Source organism: Streptomyces sp. NPDC046831 (assembly GCF_040645305.1).
Classification (GTDB): Bacteria; Actinomycetota; Actinomycetes; order Streptomycetales; family Streptomycetaceae; genus Streptomyces.
Genome location: NZ_JBEYXZ010000033.1, coordinates 63203 through 80563 on the forward strand (window position 1 = coordinate 63203; position 17361 = coordinate 80563).

Sequence of the window (17361 nt, forward strand, 5' to 3'; positions counted from 1 at the left end):
CTCGGCGGCGGAGACCGGCGTCCTCGGCGTTCGGCGGCTGACGCCGTCGTCCCCGGCCGGGCGGGCGCCGCCGGGACGCTCCCGTTGAACGCCCGGCGCCTCTTGCCCGTACTGCACGGAGCACACCCGTTCCCGCGCCCGCCGAGGAGACGTTGCGGATGACCCGGACCCGGACGACCGCGCCCCTGAGGGTCACCGGTGCCGCCGTGGCGGCGTCGGCCCTGCTCACGCTTTGTGCGGCGGGACCCGCCCGGGCGCACGGCGCGCCGACGGACCCGGTCAGCCGCGTGGTGGCCTGCTCACCCGACGGGGGCGGTGCCGCCCGGTCGGCGGCCTGCCGGGCGGCCGTCGCCGCGAACGGCGGCCCGTTCACGGCCTGGGACAACCTGCGGGTCGCCGGCGTCCGCGGCCGGGACCGCGAGGTGATTCCGGACGGCCGGCTGTGCAGCGGCGGCCTGCCCGCCTACCGGGGCCTCGACCTCCCCCGCGCCGACTGGCCGTCGACCCGTCTCGCGCCGGGGGCGGGGCTCACCCTGACCTACGCCTCCACGATCCCCCACGAGGGCACGTTCAGGCTCTATCTGACCAAGCCCGGCTACGATCCGGCGAAGCCGCTGACCTGGTCGGACCTGCCGGCCCGGCCCTTCGCCGAGGTGACGGACCCGCCGCTGACGCGCGGCGCCTACCACCTGAGGGCCACGCTCCCCGCCGACCGGACCGGCCGCCATGTGCTGTTCACCGTCTGGCAGAACAGCAGAACCCCGGACACGTACTACTCCTGCTCGGATGTGGTGTTCCCGGAGCCGGCCGCGGCGGGTGGCGGTGGGCGGGAGACGGCGGGCGGCGCCGCGAAGGCACCGTCCAGCGGCAGCGGACCGGCGAGCAGTGCCTCCGCACGGCCGGCGCCGGACGGCGCGAGCCCCTCGGCCACCGACGGCCGCACCACGGCGCCCGCCGGGCGCCCGTCCGGGACGGGCACGGAGCGGACCGGGGACGCGGTCGCCGGCAGCAGGCCGGTGGCCGCCACGGCCGACGGCACCGGATCGGGGCCCGCCACGCCGGTGCTGGCGGGCGGCGCCGCGGCGGTGCTGGTGCTCACCGGGGGCGCCGCCCTGGTCCTGCGCCTGCGCCGGCGCTGAACCCGCCGGCCGGCTGCGTCAGTTGACGTAGACGGTGGCGCCCGCGTCGGTCACCGGCGCGTACTTCGCGGTGAAGTAGCCGTTGGCGAAGCACAGCGACGAGCCGGAGACCTTCGTGAACTGCTGGTTGGTGAAGCTGATGCTGTTGTCGGCGTTGTCGGCCCGGCCGCTCATGCTCGGGGCGCGGTAGACGCAGGTGACGCTGCCCAGCAGGGTGCGCAGCCTGACCGTCGTCTGGATGGTCGAGCCGCTCGCCGGTGTCACGGTCAGGGTGCCGTCCGAGGCGACGGTGGTGGTGTACGGCAGGTTGTCCACCGTGATGCCGTTGACGCCGAGCACACCGGTGACGTTGCTGCTGCAGCCGGCGCTGTCGAAGGAGTGCCCGGTCAGCGACTCCGTCGCGGTGCCGGGTGCGGCGGGGTTGTCGGTGACGGTGGCGGTGAACGCCGACGAGCCGCAGGACACCCCGCTGGTCTCCGTCGCGCTGGAGTAGAACGTGGCACGGGTGCCGCCGGCCAGGGAGGCGGTGAGGACGTCGCCGACGGCGACGGGGGTTCCGCCGGGGCCGCCGGTGGTGAGCACCGGGCCGGCGGCCGCGGCGGCCGGGGCGACGGCCGGCAGCGAGAGCGCGGCGGCAGCGGCGGCCAGGGTGAGGACGGGGCGCGTACGCATGCGGGAACCTCTTTCTGAAGTGGGGTCAGGAGGTGCCGTCGGGTGACCGCCGCCGCCCGCCGTCACGCCTTCTCCGTACGCGGCGAGCGGGGAACGGCGGCCTGCCGGTGACCGGCCGGGGGCCCGGGGGAAGGGCCTCCGGCCGGGCCGGGCCGAAGGGAGATCCGGTGCGCGGCGGTCCGTGCGGGACGCTTCACACCGGTGCGGCGCTGATCACGGGATGCGAGCGCGGCGCCGTGCGGGAGCGCGCCGCGGGACGGAGGAATCCGGGAAGGACGCGCGGCCGGGCCGCGCGGCGGTGCGGATCCGGCGCCACGGATCCGGGAGACAGGCAGAGTTGTAGACCCGGGATTCAACCAGCGTCAAGGCGGCGGACCGAAGAGAGCCAGGCCCGCTGATCCTCCGTCAGGCCGCCCGTGGCAGGCGTCGCCACAGCCGGCGCACACTCCGCACCTTTCTTTCACGCACACCTTGACCCCTGAATGTAACCCCCGGTAACTTCGCTCGGAGTTACCGTCGCGTAACGAGAAAGCCCTTGCGCCCTCCGGGAGGCGCGAGGGGCGTGCGCCGCAGCCGCTGTCCGCGCCAGGACAACGAGCCCCTGAACCCGATCAGCATTGACTATGCCTGGGAGCAGACATGGCCTCGTCCTCGGACGTCACCCCGTCCGCCGGCAACACCCCCGAAAGACCCGAAAGCGCTCACCCCGCCGAAACGCCCGAAGCGGCCACCGCCGGGGCCGTTCGCGCCGCGGACAGGGGCGGCCGGGTCCGGCTGCGCCGCGCCGCGGTCCTGGCGGTGCCGGCCACCCTCGTCGCCGCGGGTCTGGCGGTCCTCACCGCGCAGGGCGCGCTGGGCGTGCAGTTCGCGATCTCCGGGATGCCCTTCACGGTGACCGCCACCGAGCTGAACGGCACCGGATTCGAGCAGTTCGGCTCACTGGACAACATGGCCGAGGACAGCCCCAACGCGGGCGACACCGGCGGCCAGGTGCTGGTCGTGACCTCCGCGATCAAGCGCGCCACGCTCACCAAGCTGTGCCAGAGCGTCGACCTCGGCGGCACGAACCTGGTCATCAGGGCGGGCAGCGGCAGGAACAAGGTGCGGGCGACCGACCTCACGACCGACTCGACGGAACTGTCGGGCAACGCCTCGTTCGACAACATCGAGATCGGCAACGACGCGAGCACGCTGACGAAGGCCGGGGTGCAGGGCCCCAAGGGCGTGTTCAGCCAGCAGGCCGACACCGTGCACATCGCCGACCTCAGGCAGACCAACTACGCCACGACGGCCGGGGTGTTCGAGCTGCCCGGGCTGAAGCTGGGCTTCAGCGAGACGGGCTGCTGAACACATGCCGGACGCCGTACCGCACGAGACCCCGGGCGCGCCCCGCCCGGGACCGCGGAGCACCTTCCGCCGGTGGCGGGCCCGCCGTCCCTTCTGGGGCGGGCTGCTGCTCACCCTGGGCGGGGCGGAGATCCTGCTCACCGAGAAGGCGTCGCTGAAAGTGGTCCTGCACATCGGCATGCAGGGTCTGGCCGGCTACCTGCTGCCCACGCTGATGGTCCTGTGCGGTCTGCTGACCCTCTTCAGCCCGGCCCAGCGGCTCTTCTACTCCCTCACCGGCGTGCTGCTCTCCCTCGGCAGCTGGGTCACCTCCAACCTGGGCGGCTTCTTCGTCGGCCTCCTCCTCGGGGTGACCGGAAGCTGCCTCACGTTCGGCTGGCTCCCCGACCAGGAGCCGCGCCCCGGGCGGCGGGAGCGCCGCGCGGAGGCCGGCCGGCCGGCTCCGACCGGCTGACCGGGGCACTTCAGGAGACGAAGGAGAGGACGAGGAGGCGACCCCGAGGACGGCCGCGCCGGTGGCCCCACGGGTGCGGCCACCGGCGGTACGGCTTGGTCCGTCAACTGTGCGTCAGCCGTGCGGCCGTGCGTCAGTCGAGGCCGGCGGACTTCAGCCAGGCCCTGGCGACGTCCAGCGGGTCCTTCTTCTGCAACTGCACCTGGGTGTCGAGCTCCAGCAGGGTGGCCGTGTCCAGCTTGGCCGAGACCGCGTTGAGCGCGTCCACGCCCTTCTGCGGCAGGCCGGACTTGCGGACGAGCGGCTGCACGTTGGCGAACCCGAAGAGGTTCTGCGGGTCCTGGAGGACCACGAACTTCTCCTTTGTGATGGTCGGGTCCGTCGTGAAGACGTCCGCGACCTGCACGGTGTTGTTCTTCAGCGCCGTCTGCGTCAGCGGACCGCCCGCGTCGAGCGCCTTGAAGGACTTGAACTGGAGCCCGTAGACCGACTTCAGGCCGGTGAGTCCCTGGTGCCGGGTCTGGAACTCCGGGGACCCGCCGATGACCAGGTCCTTGGCGAACGGCTCGAGGTCGGCGATGGACGACTTCCCGGTGAGCCCGTACTTCCGGGCCGTCTGCGCGTTGACGGTGACGGAGTCCTTGTCCTGCGCGGGCGACGGCTCCAGCAGGGTCAGCTCGGTGTCCAGCTTGGCCTTGATGGCGGCCGTCGTGTCGGCGAGGCTCTTCGGCGCGGCCTTCTTGTCGAGGTACGCCAGCAGCGAGCCGTTGTACTCGGGCAGCACCGTGATCGTGCCGTTCTGGAGCAGGCCGTAGGTGGTCTCGCGGCTGCCGATGTTGGGCTTGTAGGTGACCTTGACGCCCTTGGCCTTCAGGGCCTCGCCGTAGATGTCCGCGAGCAGGGTGCTCTCGGCGAAGTTGTTGGAGCCGACGACGACGGTGCCGCCGTCGCCCCCGCCCTCCGCGAGCGGGTTGCCGGAGCCGCCGCCGGAGGACGACGAACAGCCGGCGCACACGGCGGTCAGCGCCGCCGTGGCGGCCAGGGCGACGGCGGCCGGGCCGTAGTGTCTCGTGCTGGACCTGGTGCTCTTCGCGTTGGAAGTCACGATTCCCGTTTCCGGACTCAGAGGGGCGGATGAGCAGAGTGGCATGGACAGGAGTGCGCGCGTGCGGGCACCGTACGTCCTCGATCCAATCCAGCCGGTTCTGCCCCCGTCAAGCCCGGCCGGGTCACCGATCGGGCGCGGAGCAGGGCTGGTTGTGCGGATCCGGCGGCGGTGCGACGCGCCGCCTTGACGGGCACCGGGCGAGCGGACCCGCGCCGGGCGGGGGCGCCGCGGGTGTCAGCCGCTCCGGCGCACCCCCGGCGACACCGCGATCCGGGCGGTCGCCCAGAACACCGCGAGCGTCGCCAGCGCCAGCACGGCGACCAGCGTGGCGCCGCCGACGACCTTCTCGTAGTCGCGCTGGTAGAGGCCGTCGATGATGTACCGGCCGAGGCCGCCCAGACTGACGTACGCGGCGATGGTGGCCGTCGAGACGATCTGGATGGCCGCCGAGCGCAGGCCGCTGAGGATGAGCGGGAGCGCGACCGGCAGTTCGACCCGGAACAGGACCCGGAACTCACCCATCCCCATTCCGCGTGCGGCGTCCACCGGCGAGGGGTCGACGGAGCGCACCGCCTCGTACGTGGTCACCAGGATCGGCGGTACGGCGAGGACGACGAGCGGGACCATGACCGGCAGCAGACCGAACCCGAAGACGATGAACATCAGCACCAGCAGGCCGAAGCTCGGCAGGGCCCGCCCGGCGGTGGCGATCAGCGCCACGGTGTTGCCGCCGCGCCCGTAGTGGCCGGTGAGCAGACCGGCCGGCAGGGCGACGGCGGCGGCGAGGCCGAGCGCGATCACGCAGTAGCGCAGGTGCTCGGCCATCCGGGCCGGGATGCCGTCGTAGCCGTGCCAGTGGGCACCGTCGCTGAAGAAGGCGCTGACGAAGTGCAGTACGTTCACCGGGCGACGTCCTCCAGGGCAGCGGCGGCCGGTTCGGGCCGGACCTCGCCGGCGGCCGGCCTGCCGCGCCGGGTGCCGCGCGGCATCCACGGGGTCAGCAGCAGGCGCAGCAGGATCAGTACGGCGTCGACGAGGACGGCCAGCACCGCCGTGGTCACCACGGAGTTCACCGCGAGTTCGGGCCGGTGGTACTGGTTGGCGTCGTAGAGCAGGTTCCCCAGCGCGCCCTGGTTGCCGATGAGCATGCCGACACTGACGAGGCTGATGCTGGAGACGGCGGCCACCCGCAGTCCCGCGATGATGGCGGGCACGGCGATCGGCAGCTGCACCTGCACGTAGCGCCGCACGGGCCCGAAGCCCATCGCCGTGGCGGCGGCGAGCGTCTCCTGCGGGACCGAGCGGACCCCGTCGACGATCGCGGGGACGAGGACGACCAGGCTGTAGACGGCGAGCGGGATCATCACGGTGAGCTCGGTCTGGCCGGTGTAGTCGATGAGGACGACGAAGAACGCCAGCGAGGGGACGGCGTACAGCACGGTCGTCAGACCCAGCACGGGCGGGTACAGCCGGCGGAAGCGCACGCAGAGCTGACCGAGGGGCAGGGCCACCACCAGCCCGGCGAGGACCGGCAGCAGCGCCTCGCGCAGGTGGAGGCCGACCAGTCCGAGCCAGCTGTGCTGGAGGTCGCTCGGGATGTCGAAGAAGCCGTCCACGCCGTTCACCCGGCGACCTCGGCGTCGGCGCCCTCCTCGGCGGGGGCGGGTCCGGCGGCGCCTCCCTCAGCGCGTTCCCCGGCGCGTCCCGCGCTGCGGGCACCTCCCCCGACGTCGGCCCCGCCGCCGGCCGGCGCGCCCTCCCGGGCGCGGTCCTCGGCGTGGGCGCTGCGGATCGCCTCCGCGATGGCCTGCTGCGAGACGACGCCGACCGTCCGCCCGTCGGCGTCCACGGCGACCGCCCAGCCGGTGGGCGAGAGCACGGCGCAGTCCAGTGCGGCCCGCAGCGGTTCCGTGCCGTACCGGAACGGCCGCCCGTGGGGCACCAGTCGGGCCGGGTCCACCTGTCCGGCGGTCAGCTCTTCCGGCTCGCTCCAGCCGAGGGGCCTGCCGGCGGAGTCCGTGACCAGGAGGTGGGGCGCGCCCGCGGTGGCGCGGACGGCGGCGATCTGCTCGGCGGTGGCGTCCGCGGCGACGACCGGGGCCGGATCCGGCTCGAGCCGGTCGGAGGTGAAGAAGGAGAGCCGGCGGATGCCGCGGTCGGTGCCCAGGAAGTCCTCGACGAACGCGTCCGCGGGGGCGGACAGCAGTTCGGCGGGCGGGGCGAACTGGGCGAGCCGGCCCCCGGTGCGCAGGACGGCGACCCTGGTGCCCAGCTTGACGGCCTCGTCGATGTCGTGGGTGACGAAGACGATGGTCTTGCCCAACTCCTCCTGGATCTTCAGCAGCTCGTCCTGGAGCCCCTTGCGCACCACCGGGTCGACGGCCGAGAACGGCTCGTCCATGAGCAGGACCGGCGGGTCCGCGGCGAGCGCCCGGGCCACGCCGACGCGCTGCTGCTGGCCGCCGGAGAGCTGGTACGGGTAGCGCCTGGCGAGCGAGGCGTCCAGTCCGACGCGTTCCATCAGCTCGGCCGCCCGGGACCGGGCCCGCTGCTTGCTCCAGCCGAGCAGGCGGGGCACCGTGGCGATGTTGTCGACGATGGTGCGGTGCGGGAACAGCCCGGCGTTCTGGATGACGTAGCCCATCGACCTGCGCAGGGAGTCGACGGGCTGCTGCTGGATGTCGGCGCCGTCGAGGAGGACCGTTCCCTCGCTCGGTTCGACCATCCGGTTGATCATGCGCAGGGTGGTGGTCTTGCCGCAGCCTGACGGCCCCACCAGGACGGTGATCGAGCGGTCCGGTATCTCCAGCGACAGCCGGTCGACCGCCACCGTGCCGTCCGCGTACCGCTTGGTGACTGATTCCATCCGTATCAAGAGGCCGGGCACCCTTCGGGTTTGGCAGCAGTTGCGGACTTCGGGCCACGGCGCCACGGGCCGTGACCGAATGAGTCTAGACCCTGCCTGCCGGGGACCGTCGTGGCCGACACGCGGTGCGGTCCGCGGCCGCGACCGCGGACCCGGACGCAGAAAGAAACGGGGCGGGCCCGAAGGCCCCGCCCCGCACGGGTGCGGTCGCCCGGCCGGTGCGTCAGGTCGCGCCGGGCCCGCCACTGCCGAAGGAGCCGCTGCCGCCCGGACTCCAGCGTTGGCGGTGCTGGTCGTTGCTGCGCCGGGTGCTCGCCCGGTGGATCTCGTAGGGCATGAGCCGTACCCCGTCGTCGCAGTGCACCTCGTCCGGCTCCCGGACCTCCCGGACTTCGTGGATCGCGCCGGTCACCGGCAGGTGCGGCTGCTCGAGTTCCCTGGGCCGCGACGGCTCACGGCGCATCACGCGGATACCGATCCAGACGGCCCACACCAGACCACCGACCACGACGACGAGTCCGAGGATGAAGGCGCCGAGGGCGCCCCAGGACGGCGACGCGAGTACGACGCCGGACGCTGTGTCCATCTTCTTCCCACCCGCCTCTGCGGAAGCGAAAACTGCCAGTGACGTCCGAATCGTCACCCATGTCAGACAGTGTCCCACTGTGTCCGATCGTCGCAAGGTGGACGCCGCGAGGCGGCCGGCGGCCCCGGCCGGGCGCCTACTCCCCCGCGGGCGCCAGCCGGAGGGAGATGCTGTTGATGCAGTACCGCTGGTCGGTGGGGGTGGGATACCCCTCTCCCTCGAACACGTGCCCGAGGTGTGAACCGCAGCGGGCGCACCGCACCTCGGTGCGCACCATCCCGTGGGAGCGGTCCTCGACCAGTTCGACCGCGTCGGTGTCCTTCGGGTCGTAGAAGGACGGCCAGCCGCAGTGCGACTCGAACTTGGTGTCCGAGGTGAACAGTTCTGTGCCACAGGCCCGACAGGAGTAGACACCCGTGGTCCTGGTGTCGGTGTACTCACCGGTGAAGGCGGGCTCCGTGGCGGCCTGACGCAGCACCGCGTACTCGGCCGGGGTCAGCTCGGCCCGCCACTGCTCGTCCGGCTTCTCGACGTCGTAGGACATGCGGTCCTCAGCCCCTCACTTCGACAGACGGTCCAGGATGCGCGGTCCGAGGTCGGTGACGTCGCCCGCGCCCATGGTGAGAACGAGATCACCGGCCTTCGCCATTCCCGCGACCACGTCCGGCACCTCGGCCTTGTCGTGGACCGCCGTGACGTCCGCGTCCGCCGCCCGGGCCGCCTCGACGATCAGCTCGCTGGTGACGCCGGGGATCGGGTCCTCGCGGGCCGGGTAGATGTCGAGGACGACCGAGCAGTCCGCGAGAGCCAGTGCCCCGCCCATCTCCTTGCCCAGTTCCTGGGTGCGGGAGAACAGGTGGGGCTGGAAGACGACCAGGATCCGGGCGTCACCCGCGGCGGCGCGCATCGCCTCGAGGTCGGCCGTCATCTCGGTGGGGTGGTGCGCGTAGGAGTCGATCACCTGGACGCCGGCCGCCTCACCCTTGAGCTGCAGGCGCCGCTTGACGCCGGTGTAGGCGGCCAGCGCAAGGGCGAGGTCCTCGGCGGCCACGCCCAGGGCCACGCCCGCGACCAGCGCGGCGACGGCGTTGTGCGCGTAGTGCCGGCCCGGGACGGAGACCGCGAAGGTGAGCTCCCTGCCGTCCAGCAGGATGGTGACCTCGCTCTTCAGGCCCTGCGGCAGCACCGACAGGACCCGCACGTCGGCGTCCTCGGCCTCGCCGTACGTCACGGTCCGCACCGTCCCGGCCAGCCGGCGGGTCAGTTCCCGGGCGCCCTCGTGGTCGGCGTTGATCACCAGCGTGCCGCCGGGCACGATCCGGCCCGCGAAGGTCTCGAAGGACTCGTAGATCTCGTCCATCGAGGCGTAGTTGGCATGGTGGTCGAGCTCGACGTTGAGGACGACGGCGACCTCGGGCGCGTACTTGTGGAAGCTGCGGTCGGACTCGTCGGCCTCGGCGACGAAGATGTCGCCCTCGCCGTGCAGCGCGTTGGACCCCGGGGCGTCCAGGTCGCCGCCGATGGCGTACGACGGCTGCCGGCCGAGCGCGCTGAGCGAGACCGCCAGCATCGAGGTGGTGGTGGTCTTGCCGTGCGTGCCGGCCACCGCGATCGGGCGCAGGCCCTCCATCAGGGCGGCGAGTGCGTCGGAGCGGTGCACGACGGGGATGCCCAGCTCGGCCGCGCGGGCCAGCTCGGGGTTGTCCGCGCGGATGGCCGAGGAGACGACCACGCAGCTCGCGTCGTCGGCGAGGTGCCCGGCCGCGTGGCCGATGTGCACGGTCGCACCCAGGGCGCGCAGGGCCTCGGCGGTCGTGGACTCCTTCGCGTCGCTGCCCGCCACCTTGGCGCCGCGCTGCGCGAGGATCTTGGCGATGCCCGACATTCCGGCGCCGCCGATGCCGATGAAGTGCGGTCGGTCCATGGCGGTGGGAAGGCCGGCTGCCATGTGTCTCTCTCCAGGGGTCCGTACGTCGACGATCATGCCCTCCCGCGGGAGAGCGCCCTCAGCCTATATTCCGTACGCCCCCACCCCCGTGCGAGGCACGCCCCCGCAACACCACGGCCCGAACAACGCGACCCCCTCCCAGGGGCACGAGGACCACCCGCACCGGGAAACGGCGATCACCGCAGACCACCCCAAAGGGGCGCGAGGAACTGCGCGCCCCGCCCCCACCGACCCGCACCCGGAAACACCCCGAAACCCCACACCACCCCGGAAGGGGCGCGGGGAACTGCGCAACACCCCCCACCCCCAGCGGAGCGCCTACGCCTTGCTGTGCGAGAAGAGCTTCAACACCGGCACCCCCACCTTGTGCCGCGCTCGCGACGCCCAGTCCCGGTGGAAGAACTCCTCCACGTAGTGCGGATCGGTCAGGACGATCACCTCGTCGGCACGCACCTCGTCGACGAGCGCCTTCAGCGCGTCCAGCGGATGGTCCTCGACCAGCCGCCCCTCCGCCCCGCCGCCCGCCCCGCGCAGCGCCTTCAGGGACACCTCCAGGGCCCGCTCGCCGAGCTCCTTCGCGTCCTCGCCCTCCGGGGTCTCCCCCTCCCGCGCCGCCTCGTCGATCTCGCCGAGCGCGATGTCGTCGATGGCCCGCAGCAGCCGGTCCGCCTGGTCGCCGCGCGGCTGGAGCAGGACGTGGAAGGAGACCGGCTCCTCGCCGTGCAGGCTCGTGACGAACTCCACGTCGGCGGACGTCAGCGCCTTCTCGATCATCAAAACGCTTGTGAACACCAGGCGCCCCTTCTCCTCCGAGGGCTGTCGGCCCTCTGTCCTCCGTGGGCCGTGCCGGCCCCTGCGGAAACCATCCTGCCCCGTGATCGCACAGGTACGGCCGGGATTCAGTGTGTCCGGCGCGGACCGACCGGAAGGATCAATTCCGTTGATCTCGGTCGAGGCGCCCCAGCCGTCCGGGCGGATGGCCGCGCATCTCCGGGAGGCGGCCGCGGGCCACGGACCGGCGGCCGCGGACCCCGGTGCGGCCGCCCACCGCCGCCCGGCCACGCAGCGCCTCCCCCGGAACCGTTCCCGGTCAGGCCCGCACGTACCGGCTGAACAGGAATCCGTCCTCCTCGAGCAACGACGCGAGGGCGAACCGCCGCGGCACCGCGATCCGCGGCCCGCCGGCGATGCGCTGCGCGTCCCCCGCCGTGAGCATCGGGGACACGGTCAGGCACAGCTCGTCCAGCACCCCGGCCGCCACCATCTGGCCCAGCAGCCGCGGGCCGCCCTCGGTCAGCAGCCGGGTGTGGCCGCGCTCGGCCAGCGCCCGCACGGCGCGGGCGGGGTCGACACCGACCCCGTCACCGGCGACCACCACCCCGGCGCCCGCCTTCTCCGCCGCGGCCACGCGGTCCGGGGCCGCCGCGGCGCCGGTCAGGATCAGCGTGGGCACCAGCGGCGAGGTGAACAGCGGCAGCGAGAAGTCCAGCTCCAGGCTCGCGCTGACGACCGCGATCGCCGGAGCCGGCCCCTGCCCGGCCCCCGCCCGCAGCGCGGCGAACTCCTTGCGCGCGCGGGCCGGGCGGTACCCCTCCTGGCGTACGGTCTCCGCGCCGACGACCACCACGTCGGCCAGCGCCCGCAGCGTGCCGAAGACCCGCATGTCGGCGGCGCTGGAGATCGGCTGCGAGTGCCCCTCGTGCTGCGCCGCGCCGTCGAGCGTGGCGACCATGTTGGCGCGCAGCCAGGGCCGCCGGCCCCCGCCTCCGGGCCCCGGCTCCGGGTAGGCGTAGGCGGCGGCCAGCTCGGCGAGGGACCACTCGCGGTCCACCGGTCCGGCGCCGGGCGCGTCCGTCCCGGTGGTCCCTTCCGTCCCGTCGGGGGCCGGGGCTGCTGTCTCGTCGGTCACAGGGAACAGGCGTCGCATGCCGAGCAGTGTTCCACGCCGCTTAAGCTGGGGAACCGTGTCGTCCTCCTCCGCCGCCTCCGGGCTCAGCAACCTCACCGACGGGGGCCCGCTGTCCCTGTGCGCCCGCGAGCCGCACGTCCCCGCGGACCGCCTGGTCGCCGAGATGGTGCCGCCGCCGCGCTTCGACGCGGTGCGCTTCGCCACGTACATCCCCGACCCGAAGCAGCCCAGCCAGAGCGAGGCCGTGCAGGTCCTCGACGACTTCGCCGCCGGGCTCGACGGCGCCGCGGCCGCCGGTTCCGGCAGGCGGGGCTTCTTCGGCTTCGGCCGGAGCAGGGCGAGGGCCGCGAAGCCGGCCGGGCCGCGCGGCGTCTACCTCGACGGCGGCTACGGCGTCGGCAAGACCCACCTGCTGGCCTCCCTGTGGCACGCCACCCCGGCCGAGCCCGCGCGCAAGGCGTTCGGCACGTTCGTCGAGCTGACGAACCTGGTGGGCGCCCTGGGCTTCCAGAAGGCGGTCGAGACCCTCTCCGGTCACCGCCTGCTGTGCATCGACGAGTTCGAACTCGACGACCCCGGTGACACCGTCCTCGTCTCGACCCTGCTGGGCAGGCTGGTCGACGCGGGCGTCGCCCTGGCGGCCACCTCCAACACGCTGCCGGGCAAGCTGGGCGAGGGGCGCTTCGCGGCCGCCGACTTCCTGCGGGAGATCCAGGGGCTGTCCGCCCACTTCCGCACCCTGCGCATCGACGGTGAGGACTACCGCCACCGCGGCCTCCCCGAGGCGCCGGCGCCGTACTCCGAGGAGCAGGTGACCAAGGCGGCGTACGCCACCGAGGGCGCCTCGCTGGACGACTTCCCGCATCTGCTGCGGCACCTCGCCAAGGTCCACCCGAGCCGGTACGGCGCGCTGACCGACGGGATCCGCGCGGTGTGCCTCACGGACGTCGGCCCGGTGCCGGACCAGTCGACGGCGCTCCGCCTCGTCGTGCTCGCGGACCGGCTCTACGACCGCGAGGTGCCCGTGCTGGCCTCGGGCGTGCCCTTCGACCGGCTGTTCAGCGAGGAGATGCTGAACGGCGGCTACCGCAAGAAGTACTTCCGCGCGATCTCGCGTCTCACCGCGCTGGCGCGGGACGCCAAGGGACTCGTCGAGCACGGCTGACGGTCCGTCACCCGCCTGCGCACGGACCCCCACCGGCCGCCGGCGGGCCCTTCACCGGCCTTCGGCCGGCTCCGCACCGGCGTCCGGCCCGGACCTCCTCCCACCCGACCGGAATGTCGGCATCAGGAAGCGCAATCGCGCCAACGCACCCTCGCTTTTGAGGCCTTTTCAGCCCTGAGGGTGGAGTTGGCCCTGCAAAGGGCTCCGCCGGGCTACCGTGTTTCTTGACCAGCCTTTGACCAGTCATTGGCGATTACCAGAGATACCAACGGTGCGGGGGGAGGCGCATGTTCCGAGGTACGACGGCCAGGACCGCGTTCGCGCTGCTCTGCGCGGTGCTGCTGGCCCTCCCCCTCCTGACGTCGGCTGCGCCCTTCGCAACTGCGCATACGGTCCGTCACGCCGAGGCCAGAACCGGGACCGGAATCATGCCGCCCGGTACGCTCCTGCGCGACGAGACGGCCTCCGTCCGCGACTGCGCACCGGCCGGCGCTCCGCCCGGCCCCCTGCGCGTCCGTGACCGGCACCGCGCCGCCGCCTGTGCCGCGGCGGCATCCCAGCCCCCCGCGCCGGCGCGGGACGACACGGCCGCCCACGAGGCGTCCGCGCCCGGCGCCGAGCCCTCCCGCACGTCGAGACCCCCGGCCGACCGCACCCCGCCCGCGCTGCAAGTCTTCCGCTGCTGACCGGCGAAGCGGTTCTGCCGACGGGCAGAGCGATTCCCCCCACCCTGTCGTGCACGTCCGACGCGCCCTCACGGCGCGCCAGGAGGAATCCCCATGCAGCCCCTCATCGACAACGCCCGCGCGTTCGGCCGGCGCCCCGAGGAGTTCGCCCGGCTCGCCGAAGGCCAGTCCCCCGACGTCCTGTTCATCACCTGCTCCGACTCCCGGGTCGTCCCGGCCCTGATCACGGGCGCCCGCCCCGGCGAGCTCTTCGAGCTGCGCACCGCGGGCAACATCGTGCCGCCGTACGCCCCGGGCCGGCCCAGCGGCGAGGCGGCGACCGTCGAGTACGCCGTCGAGGTGCTCGGCGTGCGCGACGTCGTCGTCTGCGGCCACTCGCACTGCGGCGCGGTCGGCGCCCTGGTCCGCGGCGAGGACCTGGACGCCGTGCCCGCCGTGCGCGACTGGCTCGCGCACGCCACTCCCCGGCCCGCCGGCACCGCCGAGGACCCCGCCGTCGCCGAGGGCGTCCAGAACCACGTGCTGACGCAGCTGCTGAGGCTGCGCTCGTACCCGTGCGTGGCCGGCGGGCTCGCGGACGGACGGCTCGGCCTGCACGCCTGGTACTACGAGGTGCACACCGGCACCGTGCTGGCGCACCGCCCGCACACCGACACCTTCACGGCCCTGTGAGGGCGCCGTGAACACCCGGTTCCCTCACCTGCGGCAGGACGTGGCCGCCTCCGTCGTCGTCTTCCTGGTCGCGTTGCCGCTGTGCGTCGGTGTGGCCGTCGCCTCCGGCGTCCCGGCCGAACTGGGCCTGGTCACCGGCATCGTGGGCGGGCTCGTCACCGGGATGCTGCCGGGCAGCAGCCTGCAGGTGTCGGGCCCCGCAGCGGGACTGACCGTGCTGGTCCTCGAGGCCGTCCGGCAGTTCGGGCTGCCGGCCCTGGGCGTGATCGTGCTGGCCGCCGGACTGCTCCAGCTGGTCATGGGCGCCCTGCGATGGGGGCGCTGGTTCCGGGCCATCTCGACATCCGTCGTCGAGGGCATGCTGGCCGGCATCGGGCTGGTCATCATCGCGGGCCAGGTGTACGCGGCGGCGGGCCTGAAGGCCCCCGCCTCCGGCCTGGACAAGATCGCCGGGCTGCCGGGGGCCGTCGTCGACGCTCTCGGCAGCACCACGGCCCTCGCCTCGCTCGCGGTCGGCGCGGGCACCGTCGCCGTGATGGTGCTGTGGCGGCGGACCCCCCGGCGCGCGCGGGCGGTGCCGGGCGCCCTCGTCGCGGTGCTCCTGGCCACGGCCACCTCACTCGCCCTGAGCCTGCCGGTCGCCACGGTGGAGGTGCGGGGCCTGCTCGGCTCGGTCCAGCCGCCCGGGGCCGAGGCCTTCGGGAAGCTGGCGGACCCGGCGTTCGCCGGCACCGTCCTCGCCTTCGCGCTCATCGCCTCGGCGGAGAGCCTGTTCAGCGCCGCGGCGGTGGACCGGCTGCACCACGGGCCGCGCACCCGGTACGACAGGGAGCTGATGGCCCAGGGCGCGGGCAACACCGTGTGCGGCCTGCTCGGGGCGCTGCCGATGACGGCCGTGATCGTCCGCAGTTCCGCCAACGTCCAGGCCGGTGCCCGCACCAAGGCCTCGCGGGTGCTGCACGGCGTGTGGCTGCTGCTGTTCGCCGCGCTCCTGCCGTCCGTGCTGGCGCTCATCCCGCTGCCCGCTCTCGCCGGCGTCCTCGTGCACGCGGGCTGGAGGCTGATCCCGTTCCGCCAGGTCGTGTCGCTGTGGCGGACGCACCGGGGCGAGGCGCTGATCCTGGTGGCCACGGCGGTGTCGATCGTCGCTGTGAACATGTTCGAGGGCGTGCTGATCGGCCTGGTGCTGTCGGTCGCCAAGACCGCCTGGGAGGCCTCGCACGTCAAGCTGGAGGTCGTCGACAAGGGTGCGGGACCGGTGCGGGCGTATCTGTCGGGCAACGCGACCTTCCTGCGGTTGCCGAAGATCCTCGACACCCTGGAGGCACTTCCGCGGGACCGGCCCGTCGAGCTGGACCTGTCCGGGCTGCACCACCTGGACCACGCCTGCCGCACGGCCCTGGACACCTGGGCCGAACGGCACAGCGCGGGCGGCACCGATCCGGTGCGGGTCACGGCACCCTGACGGGTCCGCTCCCCCGCTCCGGGCCGAGGAGCCCGTGCTTCCCTCCCCTCGGGGAGACAGGCGCACGGGCCCCGGGGCCGCACGCCTGTGAGCCGCCGACCGCGGCCCCGTGAGCCGCCGGCCCCGGCGCCGTGAGCCGCCGGCCGCGGGCCCGGCGAACAGGCGGCGGCCTCTCTCGACCCCGAAGTCGGACCGGGCATATCGTTGACATTGCCGTGAAAGGCGCAAAAAGTCTGACGAGGGGTCGTCGTCATGCTTCAGATACTGGTGTCCGCTGTGATCGCCCTCGTCTGCGTGGGCCTGGTGTACTCCGCGGCGGCGGTGCGGATCGTCAAGCAGTACGAACGCGGAGTGGTGCTCCGGCTCGGGCGGCTCGTCGGAGAGGTGCGTCCGCCCGGTCTGACGGTGATCGTCCCGTTCGTGGACAAGCTGCACAAGGTCAACCTGCAGATCGTCACGATGCCGATCCCCGCGCAGGAAGGCATCACCCGGGACAACGTGACCGTGCGCGTGGACGCCGTCGTCTACTTCAAGGTCGTCGATCCGCCGAGCGCGCTGATCCGCGTCGAGGACTACAGGTTCGCCGTCTCCCAGATGGCCCAGACCTCCCTGCGCTCCATCATCGGCAAGAGTGACCTGGACGACCTGCTGTCCAACCGCGAGAAGATGAACCAGGGTCTGGAGCTGATGATCGACAGCCCGGCCGTGGGCTGGGGCGTGCAGATCGACCGCGTGGAGATCAAGGACGTCTCCCTGCCGGAGACGATGAAGCGCTCCATGGCCCGGCAGGCCGAGGCCGACCGCGAGCGGCGGGCCCGCATCATCAACGCGGACGCCGAACTGCAGGCCTCCAAGAAGCTGGCGGAGGCGGCCCAGCAGATGGCGGACACGCCCGCCGCGCTGCAACTGCGGCTGCTGCAGACGGTGGTGGCGGTCGCCGCGGAGAAGAACTCCACCCTCGTCCTGCCCTTCCCGGTCGAGCTCCTGCGGTTCGTGGACAAGGTCCAGCAGTCGGCCCAGCCGGGCACCGCGCGGCCGGTCGCGCACACGGCGGGCACGGACGGCGACGCGCCACGGGCGGTCGAGCAGCCCCCCGAGCGGACGGCGGACCCGGACCCGCGCGGCGCCGCCGGGCAGACCGCCGGCGTGGGAGCGCCCCGGCCGGCCGGGCAGACCCTCGGCACGGAGGCGTCCCGGGCCGCCGGGGAGCGGCTCGTCACGGAGACCTGACCGCCGCCCCGGCCCGGACTCGCCGGGCGCCGCACCGGGCGCGCCCGGTGCGGCGCCCGCGCGCGACGCCCCCGCGCGGCGGCGGACGCGCTGCGGGGCGCCCGCGGGCGCCCC

General features: G+C 73.4%; 17 protein-coding genes. 7 read left to right on the forward strand and 10 right to left on the reverse strand.

The features are described 5' to 3' along the window. Positions 1-158 precede the first annotated feature (158 nt). Positions 159-1139 (forward strand): lytic polysaccharide monooxygenase, encoded by a 981-nt coding sequence (locus ABZ920_RS24570; RefSeq protein ID WP_361508820.1) that lies wholly within the window; start codon positions 159-161, stop codon positions 1137-1139. A gap of 18 nt (positions 1140-1157) precedes the next feature. On the opposite strand, the gene ABZ920_RS24575 is transcribed toward ABZ920_RS24570, so the two are convergent. Next, positions 1158-1811, reverse strand: a complete 654-nt coding sequence (locus ABZ920_RS24575) for a Tat pathway signal sequence domain protein (RefSeq protein WP_361508823.1) — start codon at positions 1809-1811, stop codon at positions 1158-1160. A gap of 639 nt (positions 1812-2450) precedes the next feature. Between ABZ920_RS24575 and ABZ920_RS24580 the strand changes: the two genes are divergently transcribed. After that, entirely contained in the window at positions 2451-3158 is a 708-nt protein-coding gene (locus ABZ920_RS24580) for a DUF6230 family protein (RefSeq protein ID WP_361508826.1), read from the forward strand. Between the two features lie 4 nt (positions 3159-3162). Further along, on the forward strand, positions 3163-3612 hold the full coding sequence (locus ABZ920_RS24585; RefSeq protein ID WP_361508829.1) for a DUF6114 domain-containing protein: 450 nt from the start codon (positions 3163-3165) through the stop codon (positions 3610-3612). Between the two features lie 133 nt (positions 3613-3745). Here ABZ920_RS24585 and ABZ920_RS24590 read toward each other — a convergent pair whose 3' ends face one another. The 9 genes from ABZ920_RS24590 to ABZ920_RS24630 form a co-directional block, all read right to left on the reverse strand. Continuing rightward, entirely contained in the window at positions 3746-4717 is a 972-nt protein-coding gene (locus tag ABZ920_RS24590; protein WP_361508832.1) for an ABC transporter substrate-binding protein, read from the reverse strand. Between the two features lie 237 nt (positions 4718-4954). Continuing rightward, a complete protein-coding gene (locus tag ABZ920_RS24595; RefSeq protein WP_361508835.1) occupies positions 4955-5623 on the reverse strand; it encodes an ABC transporter permease in 669 nt (222 codons plus the stop codon). Next, on the reverse strand, positions 5620-6336 hold the full coding sequence (locus ABZ920_RS24600; RefSeq protein WP_361508873.1) for an ABC transporter permease subunit: 717 nt from the start codon (positions 6334-6336) through the stop codon (positions 5620-5622). Before ABZ920_RS24600 ends, ABZ920_RS24595 begins: the two co-directional genes overlap by 4 nt. Before the next feature lie 5 nt (positions 6337-6341). After that, positions 6342-7595, reverse strand: a complete 1254-nt coding sequence (locus ABZ920_RS24605; RefSeq protein WP_361508838.1) for an ABC transporter ATP-binding protein — start codon at positions 7593-7595, stop codon at positions 6342-6344. Positions 7596-7809: 214 nt separating this feature from the next. Next, complete coding sequence (locus ABZ920_RS24610) at positions 7810-8172, reverse strand: DUF6479 family protein (RefSeq protein ID WP_361508841.1); 363 nt, start codon at positions 8170-8172, stop codon at positions 7810-7812. Between the two features lie 136 nt (positions 8173-8308). Beyond that, positions 8309-8716 (reverse strand): peptide-methionine (R)-S-oxide reductase MsrB, encoded by a 408-nt coding sequence (msrB, locus tag ABZ920_RS24615; RefSeq protein ID WP_361508844.1) that lies wholly within the window; start codon positions 8714-8716, stop codon positions 8309-8311. Positions 8717-8731: 15 nt separating this feature from the next. Further along, positions 8732-10120 carry a UDP-N-acetylmuramate--L-alanine ligase gene (gene murC, locus ABZ920_RS24620; RefSeq protein WP_361508848.1) on the reverse strand — a complete coding sequence of 463 codons (1389 nt, stop codon included), beginning with the start codon at positions 10118-10120 and terminating at the stop codon, positions 8732-8734. A gap of 318 nt (positions 10121-10438) precedes the next feature. Continuing rightward, the gene (locus ABZ920_RS24625) at positions 10439-10912 is read right to left on the reverse strand and encodes an indole-3-glycerol phosphate synthase (protein WP_361508851.1); all 474 of its coding nucleotides are present in this window, start codon (positions 10910-10912) and stop codon (positions 10439-10441) included. A gap of 298 nt (positions 10913-11210) precedes the next feature. Continuing rightward, complete coding sequence (locus ABZ920_RS24630) at positions 11211-12047, reverse strand: pyrimidine reductase family protein (RefSeq protein ID WP_361508853.1); 837 nt, start codon at positions 12045-12047, stop codon at positions 11211-11213. Between the two features lie 37 nt (positions 12048-12084). Between ABZ920_RS24630 and zapE the strand changes: the two genes are divergently transcribed. The 4 genes from zapE to ABZ920_RS24650 all read left to right on the forward strand — a co-directional run bounded on the left by zapE (position 12085) and on the right by ABZ920_RS24650 (position 17247). Beyond that, a complete protein-coding gene (gene zapE / locus ABZ920_RS24635; protein ID WP_361508856.1) occupies positions 12085-13194 on the forward strand; it encodes a cell division protein ZapE in 1110 nt (369 codons plus the stop codon). Between the two features lie 779 nt (positions 13195-13973). Next, a complete protein-coding gene (locus tag ABZ920_RS24640) occupies positions 13974-14552 on the forward strand; it encodes a carbonic anhydrase (protein WP_361508859.1) in 579 nt (192 codons plus the stop codon). A gap of 7 nt (positions 14553-14559) precedes the next feature. Further along, positions 14560-16017 (forward strand): SulP family inorganic anion transporter, encoded by a 1458-nt coding sequence (locus ABZ920_RS24645; RefSeq protein WP_361508862.1) that lies wholly within the window; start codon positions 14560-14562, stop codon positions 16015-16017. A 252-nt stretch (positions 16018-16269) separates the two neighbouring features. Then, positions 16270-17247, forward strand: a complete 978-nt coding sequence (locus ABZ920_RS24650) for a slipin family protein (RefSeq protein ID WP_361508865.1) — start codon at positions 16270-16272, stop codon at positions 17245-17247. Positions 17248-17361 lie beyond the last annotated feature (114 nt).